The sequence below is a fragment of the Clostridium sp. YIM B02500 genome, assembly GCF_022324665.1.
Taxonomy (GTDB): domain Bacteria; phylum Bacillota; class Clostridia; order Clostridiales; family Clostridiaceae; genus Clostridium; species Clostridium beijerinckii.
On sequence record NZ_JAKGTE010000002.1, the window covers coordinates 188,636 to 204,247 of the forward strand.

General features: G+C 29.9%; 18 protein-coding genes. All 18 read left to right on the forward strand.

Features of this window, described 5'->3' with window-relative positions:
- Positions 1-162: 162 nt before the first annotated feature.
- The 18 genes from L1S46_RS02015 (at position 163) to L1S46_RS02100 (ending at position 15,526) form a co-directional block, all read left to right on the forward strand.
- Positions 163-861 (forward strand): ankyrin repeat domain-containing protein, encoded by a 699-nt coding sequence (locus L1S46_RS02015; RefSeq protein ID WP_238899031.1) that lies wholly within the window; start codon positions 163-165, stop codon positions 859-861.
- Positions 862-1,107: 246 nt separating this feature from the next.
- On the forward strand, positions 1,108-1,653 hold the full coding sequence (locus L1S46_RS02020) for a hypothetical protein (RefSeq protein WP_017210635.1): 546 nt from the start codon (positions 1,108-1,110) through the stop codon (positions 1,651-1,653).
- Between the two features lie 151 nt (positions 1,654-1,804).
- On the forward strand, positions 1,805-2,242 hold the full coding sequence (locus L1S46_RS02025) for a hydrolase (RefSeq protein WP_238899032.1): 438 nt from the start codon (positions 1,805-1,807) through the stop codon (positions 2,240-2,242).
- Between the two features lie 151 nt (positions 2,243-2,393).
- Entirely contained in the window at positions 2,394-2,600 is a 207-nt protein-coding gene (locus tag L1S46_RS02030; RefSeq protein WP_238899033.1) for a hypothetical protein, read from the forward strand.
- A 19-nt stretch (positions 2,601-2,619) separates the two neighbouring features.
- Positions 2,620-3,078: a hypothetical protein gene (locus L1S46_RS02035; protein WP_238899034.1), complete on the forward strand. Its 459-nt coding sequence runs from the start codon at positions 2,620-2,622 to the stop codon at positions 3,076-3,078.
- 26 nt (positions 3,079-3,104) lie between these two features.
- Positions 3,105-3,635: a hypothetical protein gene (locus L1S46_RS02040; RefSeq protein ID WP_238899176.1), complete on the forward strand. Its 531-nt coding sequence runs from the start codon at positions 3,105-3,107 to the stop codon at positions 3,633-3,635.
- A 41-nt stretch (positions 3,636-3,676) separates the two neighbouring features.
- Positions 3,677-4,255, forward strand: coding sequence for a hypothetical protein (locus L1S46_RS02045; RefSeq protein ID WP_238899035.1), 579 nt, complete (start codon positions 3,677-3,679; stop codon positions 4,253-4,255).
- Positions 4,256-4,273: 18 nt separating this feature from the next.
- Positions 4,274-4,423 carry a hypothetical protein gene (locus L1S46_RS02050; protein WP_238899036.1) on the forward strand — a complete coding sequence of 50 codons (150 nt, stop codon included), beginning with the start codon at positions 4,274-4,276 and terminating at the stop codon, positions 4,421-4,423.
- Positions 4,424-4,673: 250 nt separating this feature from the next.
- Positions 4,674-4,940: a hypothetical protein gene (locus L1S46_RS02055; protein WP_238899037.1), complete on the forward strand. Its 267-nt coding sequence runs from the start codon at positions 4,674-4,676 to the stop codon at positions 4,938-4,940.
- Entirely contained in the window at positions 4,933-5,544 is a 612-nt protein-coding gene (locus L1S46_RS02060) for an SMI1/KNR4 family protein (protein WP_238899039.1), read from the forward strand. The genes L1S46_RS02055 and L1S46_RS02060 overlap by 8 nt, the downstream gene beginning before the upstream one ends.
- Before the next feature lie 14 nt (positions 5,545-5,558).
- On the forward strand, positions 5,559-6,212 hold the full coding sequence (locus tag L1S46_RS02065; protein WP_238899041.1) for a hypothetical protein: 654 nt from the start codon (positions 5,559-5,561) through the stop codon (positions 6,210-6,212).
- Between the two features lie 59 nt (positions 6,213-6,271).
- Complete coding sequence (locus tag L1S46_RS02070) at positions 6,272-9,778, forward strand: DUF4132 domain-containing protein (protein WP_238899043.1); 3,507 nt, start codon at positions 6,272-6,274, stop codon at positions 9,776-9,778.
- 4 nt (positions 9,779-9,782) lie between these two features.
- Positions 9,783-10,214 carry a hypothetical protein gene (locus L1S46_RS02075; RefSeq protein WP_238899177.1) on the forward strand — a complete coding sequence of 144 codons (432 nt, stop codon included), beginning with the start codon at positions 9,783-9,785 and terminating at the stop codon, positions 10,212-10,214.
- 129 nt (positions 10,215-10,343) lie between these two features.
- A complete protein-coding gene (locus tag L1S46_RS02080; RefSeq protein ID WP_238899045.1) occupies positions 10,344-10,784 on the forward strand; it encodes a hypothetical protein in 441 nt (146 codons plus the stop codon).
- Positions 10,785-10,788: 4 nt separating this feature from the next.
- Complete coding sequence (locus tag L1S46_RS02085; RefSeq protein WP_238899047.1) at positions 10,789-11,133, forward strand: hypothetical protein; 345 nt, start codon at positions 10,789-10,791, stop codon at positions 11,131-11,133.
- Between the two features lie 27 nt (positions 11,134-11,160).
- Positions 11,161-11,964: a DUF2262 domain-containing protein gene (locus L1S46_RS02090; RefSeq protein WP_238899049.1), complete on the forward strand. Its 804-nt coding sequence runs from the start codon at positions 11,161-11,163 to the stop codon at positions 11,962-11,964.
- Between the two features lie 24 nt (positions 11,965-11,988).
- Positions 11,989-13,104 carry an AAA family ATPase gene (locus tag L1S46_RS02095; RefSeq protein WP_238899051.1) on the forward strand — a complete coding sequence of 372 codons (1,116 nt, stop codon included), beginning with the start codon at positions 11,989-11,991 and terminating at the stop codon, positions 13,102-13,104.
- Positions 13,079-15,526, forward strand: coding sequence for a DUF5682 family protein (locus L1S46_RS02100; RefSeq protein ID WP_238899052.1), 2,448 nt, complete (start codon positions 13,079-13,081; stop codon positions 15,524-15,526). Before L1S46_RS02095 ends, L1S46_RS02100 begins: the two co-directional genes overlap by 26 nt.
- Positions 15,527-15,612 lie beyond the last annotated feature (86 nt).

Consider the following 15,612-nt stretch of genomic DNA (forward strand, 5'->3'; position numbering starts at 1 on the left):
GAATTAAAATACCAATTGTAATTGTGTATCACGATGCTGAATATATGAAAGTATTATCTAAAAATATGGAAGATTTCATTTTTAGAGGCCTTTTAGAATGTGGCAAAAATATAGAAGATAATGAAATTGAGTAAAGTACGCATTAGTGAAAGAGGGAATTATATGATTCAAAAATTGATTAAAGAAAAACAATATGATGAAATTATTAAATATTATACGAGTGAAAATATTAATGAAACAGATAAGTTTGGAAGAACAATACTACATAATTTAATTATTAATAAATTACCACTAGATATATTTAAAGATATGATAGATAAAGGAGCCAATCCCTATTTAAAGGATAAATCTGGACAAAATGCTATGATAAAAGCAATTAAATTTAAAGATGTTGATGTCATTAAGTATTTGATAAACTATGGATTTGAACTTAATTCAGACATTGGAATCATTGATACACCGTGGTTTTTTGCAAGGAATGATTGTAATATAGCAGATTTACTCATAGCTACACATAATTCCATTCGTCTTAGACTCTATGAAGAGGAGAAACAATTAATTGATGATTTATTATATGATGAAGAGTGTTTTAGTAAGCTTGATAAATTGAATACTTCAGAACTTATACATGGTTATATTTTAGGATTTAACTATGATGATGATCTTAAAACAATTAAATATTTGTTAGAAAAGCCTATTTGTAAAGAAATTACAGCAATTGAAGTCTTCCAATTAATTGATGGGAGATATCTGCTTGAACATGAGAAATCAGAGTATGATGAAAATGCATATGAGCTAATCAAATATATACTATTAAAATATCCACAAATTAATAATTATTATGAACTTGGGTATTTGTAAAAGTTATATTTGCTTAGAACTAAACTCTGTAATTTTGCTATAAGTGAGAATATTGTTATAGACCTAAAAATTTACATAGAAAGTGGAGAAAGTTCTTTAAAATTAGGATAAGTTGGAGAATGAATGGGGATAAGTAAAAAATCGTAAGATTCTTATGCAAGTCTATTGATGAATTAATTGAAAAAGAATTTGCACGAGATAATAGAGAAATATAAAAACCTATTAGAAGATTGGAGTGAACAAATAATGAAAAAAAGCATTTTACCAATACCGACACATCTTAAAAATATATTAATTCCTAAAGGAGACAAGAATGATGAATTTTTTGTGGCAGGAGATATTGCTTGTACATGCGGAAACAAAGAATTTTCTTTAAGTTACCTTGGAGCATATGAGAACGAAATTATTACATTATGTGAATATGAAGGCGTTTTTTATTTAGCAATAGAATGCAAATGTAAAGAATGTGGGAAAGTACATTTAATATTTGATGATAATCTTCATGGTTGGAATGGATTCGTTTGTGGTGACGAATCTGGATTTAAGGGATATGAAGATTTTCCAATGGAAAAATTTAAAAAATTATGGAGATGCCAAAAATGTAATGACGAGCACCATGAAGTATCAGTAGCCATTTCATCTGGAGGTAAAGAAGATTTCTTAGAAAATTGTGAAGATACAGAGTTTAGTGAAGAGGACTGGGTAAATGCTTTTAGTTGGATTACAATAAGCACAAGGTGTACAAATTGTGGTTTTATAGATGAAACCTGGATTGATTATGAAACTATGTAGAAATTGCCTAATATATTAATGTTAGAGTGGTAAATTAAAATAGTATATTGGCGGATCAGGAGAGAAATATGATTTATTTTACATCAGATTTACATTTTAATCATGAAAAAATCATCAAGCACACAACAGACCATTTCATACGGTAGATGAAATGAATGGAAGATTAATAAAAAATTGGAATAATGTCATAAGACCTAATGATGAAGTTTATATTTTAGGGGATTTTACTATGAAAGGCGGCATAATTGCCAATCATTATTTACAATTATTATGTGGTACTAAATACTTAATAAAAGGAAATCATGATAATTTTATTGACGACAATGCTTTTAATAAAGACTTATTTCAATGGATTAAAGATTATCATGAAATTGAATATAGAAATTATAAATTTGTACTGTTTCATTATCCTATACTGGAATGGAACAAAAAAGGGCATGGTTCTATTCATTTACATGGACATATACATTCAGATATTACATATAATCTTGAAATGCTAAAAAATGAAGTAAAGAGATACGATGTAGGTGTTGATGCAAATAATTATATGCCTATATCAATCGAGGAAATTATTAAAACATTAGGGTAGAAGATTATGAATATATTTATATTCAAAACAAGTTTTAGCAAAGGTAGCACCTAAAAATGTATTGATTTATTGTTCTCAAAATTTTAATAATATAAAATATTCTTGTGAAAATTTTACAGTAAGGAATGATTCAATGTATATAAAGTTCAAATTGGAGTGGTTTAAGAATGGAAAAGAATACGATACGTATATGGAAATCGTAAATGGATATGCTGAAAGACAAATAATGATATGTGATAACAGATATATAGCATCAAATAGAGAAGATAAGGATATGGGATTTTTCTTAGCAGAAGGCTTAATTGAAACAAATGAATTGGATGAAATAGTAAGCCAAAATGAGTTTGAAGAGGTATAGTCTAACGGGGAGGTGTTTAATGGAAATTACAGGATTGTGGTCTGTAGGAAGTATTTATTATGGAAGTTTTGAAGAATCTTTTGTGGCATTTATGGAGAATAATTTAGGCTTCATTTATTACATGAATATAAAATATGATGAAATTGAATTATTTAAATGGAAAATAGATGATTTTGAAGCTATAAGTATAAATGGAATTGAGGTTTATTCATTTGAGGATGAGGTTTTAAAGGAAGTTAATAAGAATAATGTAACAAATTTGAAAAATCTTAAGGTTAAAAAGTATAAGAAAACAGCATTTAATAACAAGGAAATTGAAGTATTAGAATTTTCACAACCATTAGTACTAGAAGATATGGAATTCGGATTAGAAGAAAAAAATGTTATAAGTAGCCATACTTATAAAAGGCTACTTCAATTGATTGGAGACAATTTACCAGAAGAATATAAAATAAATGTATATCAAGAAAATCACTAATTTTTATAATAATGAAATGGAGAAACATGATAATCTTGAGAAGAGAATTACAGCCACCTAAAATTGATGAAAATCTAGTAAAAGAACTAATACAGCTTATTGAAGAAATTTCTGATTTATCTCACGAATACTATGAAGAATATTATGAGAAAAATGAAAAGACAATTTTAAATAATAAAATAGATCAGCTTAATTCAAAGGTTCATAAAGAATATGAACCTTTGGATTTTCAAAATTATATAGGAGCCATGTCACTTGAGGAGTTTGCTAAAGAGATATCATTACCGAATCCGCCAGTGGTAAGTGACATAAGTGTTGAGGAAGTAACTAAAATAGTACAGATGATTGTTGAACTTAAGTCACCAGAAGGAATTGAAGAGGTGGAAGAAGTAGGCGACTATATATGTTATTACATAGATCTATTAGAAAAAAGCATTCCTCATGATAATATTTCAGATTTAATATATTGGTATGATGTTGAGGAATATGGTCATGAATCAAGTGCAAGAGAAATTGCAGAGAAGGCCTTTAAGACAAGAAAAGTTATTAATTTATAGAGTGGAATACTTGATTAAAAAGTTAGGAAAGGAAAGAAAAGATGAGAGATACTATTGTGAATTTAAACCTTCCACAGGAGGCAAAAGAATTCTTATTAAAAACAAAGATAGAAGAAGATGAATTTGAATATATAAATATTAAATTTTTCAGTGAAGAAAATGGTTTCTTATGTGATGTGGTGGAATGGACAAAAATAAATGATTTAACGCTAAAAGACTTAAATGAAGATTATGTGGAAGAATTTTTAGGAGAGCTTGAAAAATTTAGAGACTATCACGTTATTGCTGAAAATTTAGATAGTGGAAATTTAATAGCAATGCAAGAAGGTACAGGTGAAATTTATGAACTTGAACATGAAGTTATAGAGGAAATAGTAACATATTTCGTTAACTCTTCTTTTCCTAAAGCTTATGAGAGTATGAATTACTTTAAGGAAATTAAAGATAAAGTCTTAAGATTTAGAAAACAAGAAAGCGTAGAAAAAATTCAAGAGATGTTTGAAAGAGATATGCAAAAATTTATCTTAATAGACAGTAAAGTAGTTATTGACGGTAATGAAAATAATAAGCAGTTTTGGAATGGAGTATTATTCAGCTTTAAAGAATGGTATTTTGACTAATGTTTATGAAGGTGTAGCATGGATAAAAATTCAGAATCTAAAGTTGAAAAAGGACTAAAATTTTTTAATAATAGGGATTATGAAAAGGTAGTACTATATTTTAATAAAGTTTTAGATATAGATAACAACTATGCAGATGGATATTATTTAAATATGAAGATAGCTTAAAATACAGGTGGTAATTATGAGGAAAGAATTGAAAGCAAAACTAGAAAAAATATAAAATATTTTAGGTGATGGTTGTGAATATATTGTTTTAGCGCATGTAGAAGAAAATTTAAATAATAATTTAATAAATAATTATGAAACAAGCCTAGGTGTATATTACGAAATAAAAAATAAATATGATTATTTAAGATTTGTAGATGTAATATTTTGGGTAGATGAAGAAACTTTTAACGAGCGTCAAATATACCTTATGCTTTATGGGGTTTCAGGGAAAAAAGAATGGATATGTATTGGAGAAGTTGAACCATATCCACTGTTGCTCAATATAAAAACAGGTATTGTGAGTTGTGTTGTAAATGAACCTGGCTTAAAGTGCGAAATGAAAGAATATGTTATGTTCGAAGAGTTTATGAATAAATATGTATTAGGAGAAAAATACTTAGAACTTGGAACTGATAAAGAATGGTATGAATTTATGAAGGAACATGAAATATTTTGTGAGGTGGAAAATGATTAAAGAAGATAGGGAGGTTATAAAAAAATACTTTGAAATTTTAAGTAATAATCATCCCGAAAAATTTGAAATAGAAAAAATGCTTAATGAGAATGGACAAGCTATTGTTCCAGAAGATATGAAGAATTGCACTGATGAGAACAAATGGGTGCTTGTAGAATCAAATGTCTCAGAAGAAGATATTTTCAAATTAGAGGAAAAGATCAATGTAAAATTACCATCTTTATATAAAGCATTTATTTCTACATATTTTCATATGTTTGAAGAATTAGATGGAGTTTTAGATGATTTCCATTGTGAGGATGGCAAGGAGATTTATGTTGATATATTGCCTCAACCATCAAATAAGCCTCTAAAGGTTATAGAAAATGTTTATAAAGAATGCGAAGAGATAATAGGATTCGGGTATATACCAATTGGAGATTTTAACGGATGGGGTCCTCTTTGCTTTGATGTATATAACAGCTATAAGCTTGTATGGCTTGATCATGAAGAATACTATAGTTGTGAAACCAGAGAAGAGCTAGAAGAATTAGGAGAAACAATTTTGGATAATTTTAAAGAATTTTTGGAATGCTTTTTTGCTGGAGTTACACATAACTGTTAAATTGGGGAGAAAAAATGGAAATAGAAAGTGTAAAGATTATTAATGTCAAAAAAGATTATATGGACTCTATTGATGGACAAAAGAATTTAATAAATATTATAAATGGCAATGTTAACTGTGATGAAATGATAGCATACCAAACAAGTGATTATGTTGTAAGTGAAATTTTTCGTGAAGATTATTATATTAAGAATTACGAGAATGATAAGAAATATAAAAAAGAAAAAGTTATTCATTCTTTACTATTTGGAATAAGCGATTTCAATTATAAAAATAGTGCATTAGAGATTGAACTTGGAATAGAAAATCTTACAGAAGAACAAATAGCAGAAAAAGTAGTTGAAATCTATGGCATAAATAAGAATGATAAAGAAGAAATGCAAATGATAGCAAATAACTTCACAAATCATGATAATGTTGATTTAAAGTACATATCCATAGAAAATATTCAAAATATAATTTCAGATTTAGAAAAACTGAATATAGAAGGCTTATGCAAAAGTATAGAAGAAGAACTTAAATCGCAGGGAATTTCCTTTGATGAAATTGGCGAAAGAGATATGGAATTTATTAATTTACTAAAAGAATTTTATACAGAAGCGCTGAAAGATAGCAATGGCATAGTATATTCGTTAAGTGATACTTACGATTTTTGTGAAGAAGATTAGCTTTGCATATATAAATAATATTTTAATGAAGTATAGGTAGATGAGGAGTGTTAAGTAAAATGGGATTGGAACAGCATTTAACGGAAAAAATAAGTAATGTGCTTTTAGATTTAGGCTTAACGTATGAAGTTATTGATGATTTTAAAGAATATGTGGAAGGCAACATCAAAGAAGAGGATTTCTTTAATAAACTTCCTAGTATAGATATGAAACAGTTAAAGAGTGATGCACTAGATGCTGTAGTTAGTGCATATCATTCTTTAGTCAAGCATAAAGCTAATGAATATTTATCAAAATATTTAAGAATACTATTTAAAATGGGCAAGTCTTCTTTATTTTTTGTCTTAGATAAGACAAGTTATTATAAACCAACTTCTTATTATAAAGAGTTTTTAAAATACGGTTTAAGTCCAGTCTTTGTTATAGCTTATTATGCCACGTCTATCACTGAGCAGGAAAAAACTTTAGATCGTGGATTTATTTTGTTTTATGATAGTCTTTATGAAAAGTATAGAGATTCATTTTTAGAAGCTATTAAGATAAGCGAAATAAATGAAAAAGCTATAATAATAACTTATTTAGCTTACAAGGAAAAAGATAAAGAATATTTCCAGTGGTTAGAAAATGACATGATTGAATCCATAGGAAATTTATTTAATAATAGTATATCTGAAATGCAGAAAGACGCATTAATTGAATATTTAAAGGAAGGAACTTCCAATCTGCAAGACATAGTGGAAAATTTAAAGAATGATAGCAGATTAGTAGTAAACCTTAATAAGTATATTTTTAGGTTTTTGATAGGAACTAGTTGTACTATATGCGTTGAATCTGAAATATCAAGAAGATTTACTAAATTTGCTGCAGAATTTGATTATAAAGAGTTCTTTTACGATTTACATAACTATCTAAAATATAACAGATATAATGTAATATCAAACCTTGTGGATGCGCTTCAAATTAAAAGAGAATCTTACATCGCATGGCTTGGAGCGTCTAACAATTTAAATTATAACTATACCTATGGAAAAGAATTAAAGGAAGAAGCAGATAAACACATAGAAGAATTTAAAAAAGCTACAGAAATGTGTTTTGGCATGAATAAAGCTTATATGGCCTTCCTTCTTTGGCAAAAAGGAGAAGGTAAGGAATTCCTAAATGATGCAGAAGATGCTTTTATACATGAATTTTCTACGTTTATGGACAAGAATGGTATTGAAAGAGAGGTTTACGAAGATTTTATACAATACTTAGAAGGAAATATCTCTTTTAGTGACATAGATAAGTCGTTGGAAGGCTTATTTAGAAAACGAGATATGTACATGTCTTCATTTAATTTTTCTAAAATTCTATTTTGGCTAAAGGATCAATCTTTGATGTTTTCAAGGGCCATGGATATATTTATTGCCATAGGAAATCCAGACATATTAAGAAATATGTATAATGATTATCTTAAATACGAGGGAAAAAAAGCATCAGAAGATGATTTGAATTCTTACATTGAACTACTTGTAAATTGTGGAGCATCTATTAAAAACTATATATGTTATTTAGGACATTGTGCATTTGGTAATTACGTCAGAAATAGCTTAAGCAGCCAAGCAGTTAAAATTATAGAAAAGTTAATTGGAACAAAGGAAGAAGAGGTAATAGAAAATATCACTAATTGTGATGCTGAAAGTAGAAAGGGAATTTTAGAAACTTTAAATAAAACTCTTGAGGAGACTAAAAGTGCAAAAATTCTTATAGAGTATTTAGGCGATTCATCTAAAGTCGTAAAGGAAACAGTAATAAAGCTTTTAAGCCCAAGCAAGATAAAGCAGCAGATGGTGATAACTAGCTTAAGTTCAAAAAAACAGGCAGTTAGGGAATCGGCAGTAAAGGTGCTTTTAAAGAGCGGTGATGAAAAAGTTATGGAAGCCTTAAACAAAGCCTTAGAAGTAGAAAAAAGTGAAAAGATAAAAGCGCTTATAAGGGAAGCTTTAAATCTAGAAAGTGCTTTGGAAGAAAAAAATGAAGAATTAGATATTTTAAAATACTGTAAGCAGGGTTTAAAAGGTAATAAAGCAGCAACTCTAAGATGGCTGAATTGTGATACTTTGACAAAGATAAAGTTTAAGGATAGTGAAGCTTATGCAGAAAGTGAAATTATAAAATATATGCTTGTATGTTATGCTTCCTGTATTGAAATTGGATTAAGTAGTGAAGCTTTAAAGGTAGGAGAACTTTTAGATAAAAGGGACTTATCTAAACTTGCCTTAGAAGTTCTACAAAGGTGGCTGGATGCAGGTGCAGAAAGTAAGAAAAAATGGGTACTACCATTTGCTTCAGTTTATGGAGACTATGAAGTGATAAGTTTAATTAAAAAGAATATAGAAGAGTGGCCTAAGAATTCAAGAGGTGCAATAGCTAGTGAAGCAGTTAAGGCTCTTGCTCTAAATGGAAGTAATGAGGCTTTGATAATAGTAGACAATATATCAAGAAAGTTTAAATTTAAGCAAGTTAAAAATGCAGCAGCTTCAGCTCTTAAATTTGCAGCAGAGCAAATGGGAATAGACATAGAAGAGCTTTCTGATAGAATAGTTCCAAACTTAGGCTTTGATGTAAGAGGAGAAAGAATTTTTGATTATGGAGATAGAAAATTTATTGCATCACTTACTCCAGAGCTCACTTTAGAAGTAACTGATGAAAGTGGCAAAAAGCTTAAAAGCCTGCCAACTCCAGCTAAGAAGGATGATGAAGTTAAGGCAAAGGAAGCTTCTGCAGAATTTAAAAATTTAAAGAAGCAGTTAAAAACAGTTGCTAATATACAAGCGATTCGTTTAGAAATGGCCTTATCTAGTAATAGAAAATGGACAAAAGAATCTTGGATAAAACTTTTTGTTGAAAATCCTATTATGCATAAGTTTGCTATAGGTCTTGTCTGGGGGATTTATAAAGATGATGTTTTAACTGATAGCTTTAGATATATGGAAGATGGCAGCTTTAATACTAAGGATGAAGAAGAGTATGAATTAGAAGATGGAATGATAATAGGAATTGTTCATCCTATTGAATTAAATAGTGAAGACATAGCTTTATGGAAAGAACAATTTGAAAACTATGAAATTAAACAGCCTTTTGAACAGCTAAATAGAGAAATCTTTACTGTTACAGAAGAAGAAAGAAATAGAAATACTGTAGAGCGCTTTGGTGGAGTCATGTTAAATGGTTTATCCTTACTTGGTAAATTAACGGACTTTGGATGGATTAGAGGAGCCATTGGCGATGGTGGTGGTTATTATGCTTTTTATAAAGAAGACAATAATCATAAAGTGGAAGTAGGACTAAATTTCAGCGGTGTATCTGTAGGCTATGAAAGTGAAGAAGTAACAGTATATGATTTGTGTTTTTATAAATTAGGAACCATGTCTAAGTATGCGTATATAAATGAGAAAACACAGAAACAAAATACTATATCCATAGGTACACTGCCTGAGAGATTCTTTAGTGAAATTCTTTATCAAGTGAGTAGAGCTTTGGTTTCTAAAACAGGAAACAATGATAAATGGAGAGAAGAGAAATAAGGAGATGTTAAAAGTGAAAATATATACAGATAAAAGTGGGATATTTGAAGATTTTAATTTCAAGCTTATAGTAATTGATGCTTTGTTAGATAAAAATCCATCCTTTGAAAAAGAATTAGAAGCATTAATTGAAGAGTATGCTGAAAATTACCAATGGTATACAGATGCAGGACCCATTGAAGAAATACTTGAGTTTTTTGCACAGTTAAATATAGAAAAGAAAGATTTAGATAAGATTAAGGAATTATGTTTTGATGGTGGCAATGAAATTTATGGAGTTATACAACCTGACTGGGATGGTGAATATTACTATTTTGATGTTAAATCAGTAAAAGGCTTTGAAGTAATTGAAAATCTAAAATCTGTAGAGCTTATTAGTATGGTGGAGGAAGAAGCCTTAGAACCAATGAAAAAACAAGGTATTGTTATTGAATAAAGGGGAATTTGTAATGAGCAGAATTAGTGAATATATGGATGAGATGCTTAAGATATATGGTTATAAGGTAGAAGTTACCAAAAGAAACTTTGTATTTGGAGAAATTAAATTTAAGGGAATGGTGATATTGTGAGATATGAAAAAGAACTTGACGCATTAAAATATATAGACCAACTGATTTCGCATAAAGAAGAAAGAGACTTGTATTCTAAAAAGCAGGTTGAAGAAATGAGAAAAGAGTATCCTCAAATTCCTGAGGATTATTTAGAGTATCTTTCAGAGATAGGAGCAGGTAGTTTGGGAAATGAGTTTTGTACTATCTTTGGAGATTTATGTGAACTTGATGAGTTCTATGATGAGAGTCTTTTGGAATTTTTAAATTTTGAAGAAAGAGTATTACAATTTGGATGTGACCATTCTAATAAAGCTTTAGTTTTTTTAGTCGATGACAATTGGAAAGTAGGAGAAATCTGGGATGATGATTTAGGAACCATAGAGAGGACTGGAAAGACATTTTATGAATATATTTGTGAAATAATAAATTATCTTTATAAAGTCGAAAAGGAGTAGATACATGGGTACAATTATTATTAAATTAAATCCAGAAAAACTTGAAAATCTAGATTTAGATTTAAGATATTTAGTTCCGGGTAGAATTGAAGAAGTGACAAAAGGAAAAGTTCAAGATAATGGATATGATTATAGCTTAGATGATACAAATTCCATGATAGTTTTCATGACATCAGAAAATCCAGAAGAGGATGTAAATGAGGTTCTACAAATTTTAAAAAATGAAAAGTTTTTAGATAATGACATTTATGAATCAGGGATTGTGGCTATTTCACATGGTGATGGCGAAGATGAGGATGAATATAAGGTAATACATCCTGACAATTTTAAAGAGAAATTTAGGTTATAGATAAATTCATTGAAATAGGAGGAAAGTATGAGTAAAAATAAAGAGATAAAAACCTTTGATAGAAGATTCAAAGATGAGATATTTGAGGTAGCTGCTGTAACATCCTCTCTAGGAGTTGGTGCAGGCAAAGGAGGAAAAGAAGAGTTATGGAGGGCTTCTATAAACCTTATTGCTTGGAAGGATTTAAACAGCAATGAGCCATCAGTAAAAGAGGAGATTAATTTATCGTGGCTTACTGATAGCGAAGGATTAAAGGAATGGCAAAAGACTATTAAAGGAAATTCTATAATTAAACTTAAACTTAGAAAAGGCGAAAAATCCTTCATGCTTGTGGAGCTCATGGATGCAAACTATAAGGATAAGGAGCTTCAGGATATATTAGCAGAAGAACTTAAACCAGTATTTTATGAAGATGAAATCCTTGGAAAATTTCAATTAGATAAAGGTATTAAGACTTTTCAGAATGATATCATTTGGGCCGGAGAAGAAGGACTATTATATTTTGATCTAGATGAGGATGAAAGAATGGAAGATTCTCTTAAAACTGCTCATGAGCTTTTCAAAAATCAAAAAGATTGGAGCGATAGAATTAGAGCTTATGCTGCAAGTGAACTTTTAGAACTTGCCAATGATTGGATTGATGAAGAGGATGAAATTGACGAAGTTACAGAAGAAATGTTTATTAAATCTATAGAGTTGGATACCATAAGTGTTTATCCTGAAGGTGAGTTTGAGATTTTCTTTTTTGATGGAGACTTGTTTGCAGGACACTGCATTATAGTCAGCGGAAATATAAATGGTAGTTTTGAGTCAGCAGATATCGCGGGCTAAAAGGAAGAATAAAGGAGAGTATATATGAGTGAAATAAAAGCATTAAAACCTACCGTTGAAATATTATATGCAGAGGAATTAGCCGCATTAGAAGCTAACGATAACGGGCCTAAACCTGCAAACTGGAGATTATCTCCTAAGGCTGTAAGGACTTTTATTTTAGGAAGCAGTAAGCCTTTAAAGTTAAAAAGAAAGAATGTTAATGTTACAAAGAAATTTTATGGAGATGATACTCTTATTGAAAGATGTATTATAACTTTAGCTGGAAACAGAGGACTTATGCTGGTTGGAGAGCCTGGGACAGCTAAAACCATGTTAAGTGAGCTTTTATCTGCTGCTATTTGTGGATATAGTACAAACACTATACAAGGAACTGCAGGAACAACAGAGGATATGATTAAGTATACTTGGAATTATGCTTTGCTTCTAGCTAAAGGACCAGTTAAAGAAGCGCTAGTACCTTCTCCTTTGTATATAGGCATGCAAAAGGGAATTATAACTAGATTTGAGGAAATCACTAGATGCCCAGCAGAGGTGCAAGATAGTTTAATCAGTGTACTTAGTGATAAAGTTTTAAATATACCAGAGTTTGGAGAAGAAGGAATGCTTTGTGCATCTCCTGGTTTCAATGTTATAGCTACTGCTAATACTAGAGACCGTGGAGTTAATGAAATGAGTAGCGCCTTAAAGAGAAGATTTAATTTTGAAACTGTATTCCCAATAAGCGATGTTTCTTTAGAAGCTAAGATTATAGAAGGGGAAGTTGAAAAGCTTATTAGGAATTCAAATATTGATATGGAAGTGGATAGAGATGCAGCAGAAATTCTTGCTACAACCTTTCATGAGTTAAGAGAAGGGATATCTTCTGAAGGTAGTAGAATTGACAAGCCTTCTGCAGTAATGAGTACAGCTGAGGCAGTGTCAGTTTATTATCAAACTCTTATGAGTAGTTTTTACTATGGAGATTCTAAAATTGATATGAGTACTATGGTACAAAACATACTAGGTTCTGTCCTTAAGGAAAGCCGTGAAGATGTGGATAAACTAAGGAGTTATTTTAATATTGTAGTTAAAGGTAAAAGTACAAAAATGGGTGGTAACTGGAAGGATTTCTATGAAGCTAAAAAGTGGATTAAATAAAGGTGGAGCTAGCATGGGTAAAAATATAGGTAATCAGGATATAGATAATAAAATAAAAAACTATGTGAAAAAAGCTTATAATTTAGAAAGCAAAGTAATGTTTTTCCCAGTAAGACACCACAGCCCTGCCTGTAGCTTTCATCTGAAAAATGTAATAGAGAGTTATAATCCTGAAATTATATTAATTGAAGGGCCTGTAGAGGCCAATAAAGTAATAAAATATATAGCTCATGAGGAAACTAAAGCTCCTGTATGCATTTACTATAGTTATTTTGATAGAAATTCATTTATAGAAGAAAATAAAGAAAAGTATAGGTGCTATTATCCCTTTTTAGATTTTTCGCCAGAGCTTTTAGCATTAAGAGAAGGAAAAAAGAAAAATATTGCTTGCGAGTTCATAGATTTATCATATGCTGAAATACTTATAAACAGCAAAAAACTAGAGATTATGGGAAAAGCTCAGGAGAAAAATGCCTATAATGATGATTATTTAATGAAGGAAAGTATTTTTATTAAAACCCTTTGTGAAAAGGAAGGCTGCAGAAATTATAATGAGCTTTGGGAAAAATTATTCGAAATAGATGGACTTAAGATAAGTACTGAGAAGTTTATAGAAAATATGATATTTTCCTGCTATCTTTCTAGGGAAAGCTATAATGAAGAAATGCTTAAAGAAGATGGATGCCTTTCTAGAGAAAAATTTATGAGTATGAAAATAAGAGAAGCTATTAAAAAATACAATAAAGTTCTTGTAGTAAGCGGAGGATTTCATACTTCTGCTCTTATTGATGGACTCGAATCTAATGAGGAAATAACTCTTCATAATATAGCACAAGAGGACACAGGAGTATATGCCATGGTCTATTCCTTTGAGGAAAGTGATCAATTAAATGGTTATGCCAGTGGAATGCCTCATCCTGCTTTTCATCAACGAGTTTTTGAAAATATTCAGAAAAAGATGGATAAGCCTTACGAAGAAGCAGTTCTTAATTATATTGTACACTGCGGGAAACTTATAAGAAAAAATCATGGAAATCTTTCTACAGCAGATGAAATTGAAGCCTTTAATATGGCAAAGGGACTTAAATCTTTAAGAAACAAGTATGAATGTGGAGTTTATGAGCTTAAGGATGGCATAACATCTTCTTTTGTAAAAGGTGAAATGGATGCAGAGGCACAAGTTTCTTTAAAATATTTGAGAGACCTGCTTACAGGAAATAAAATAGGTAAGCTATGTGCATTAGTAGAAGTGCCACCTATAGTACAAGATTTTAATGAATTGTGCAGAAAGTTTAACATAAAAACCACTACTTTAGAAAATGAAGTGCCATTAAGTATTTATAAGAGTAAAAAACATAGGGAGCAAAGTAAGTTTTTTCATATAATGAAGTTCTTAAATACTAACTTTTGCTTCATGGAAAAGGGACCTGATTTTATTAAAAGGAAAAATACCAATTTAGTAAGAGAAGTATGGAAGTATAAATGGACTACTAAGCTTCAAAGTACACTTATAGAACTTTCAGTGCATGGCGGGAGCTTAAAGGAGGCAGCGAGTTCTATACTTACAAAGAGGTTTGTCTCTTGTGAAAATGTATCTGGAGAAGCTTCACTGCTTTTAATAGAAGCTACACTTATGGGCGTTGAAAGCAGTTTTCAGGGACTTCTTCCTTCATTTGGTGAGATCTTAAATGGAGATGAAGATTTTGTATCAGTTACAAATTCTTGTTACAATCTAAATTTTTTATGTAATTCAGAGGATTTGCTTAACATTACTATGAATGAAAAGCTTAAAGAATTCTTTACTGCTGCTTATAATAAAGCTGTGTCTCAAATAACAAGTTTAAGCACTGTAGATTATGACAATGAAAATGAAGTTATATCTAAGCTAAAAGATATTTATCATATTTCTAATAAAGCTGATTTTGATAGTGAAACCTTAATCGACAGCTTAAAACTGCTTATTAATAAGAAGAATCTAAACAGCGCAGTTGAAGGAGCAGCATTAGGTATATTATACGGATTAAATTCTATTAATTCTAAGGAAGTAACAGATAAGGCAATGCAGTATCTTTATGGAACTGGGGAAAAACTTATGAAGTCAGGAAGCTTTTTAAAAGGACTATTTTCTACAGCTAAAGACTTATTACTTATCGAAGAGGATTTACTTAATGGAATAGATAGCTTTATGAGAAACATAGAAGAGGAACACTTCATGGCACTTCTTCCAGATTTAAGATTCAGTTTTACATTCTTTAATCCTTTTGAAATTGACAGTATTGCTAAAGAGGCAGCAAAAGTGTACAGCACTAATGATGATAGCATTCTATATGAAAAGGCATTAAAAGAAGAGGATATAAACCTAGCAGTATCATTAGATAAATATGCAATGGAGATTTTGAAGAAGTGGAATATACATCCATAAAGTACCAGATGTAAGATTCTAGATAAAGTGCAGATTAAATAACTTATATTGTGGGAATTGGTTTGAGTTAACAGTTATATGATGTG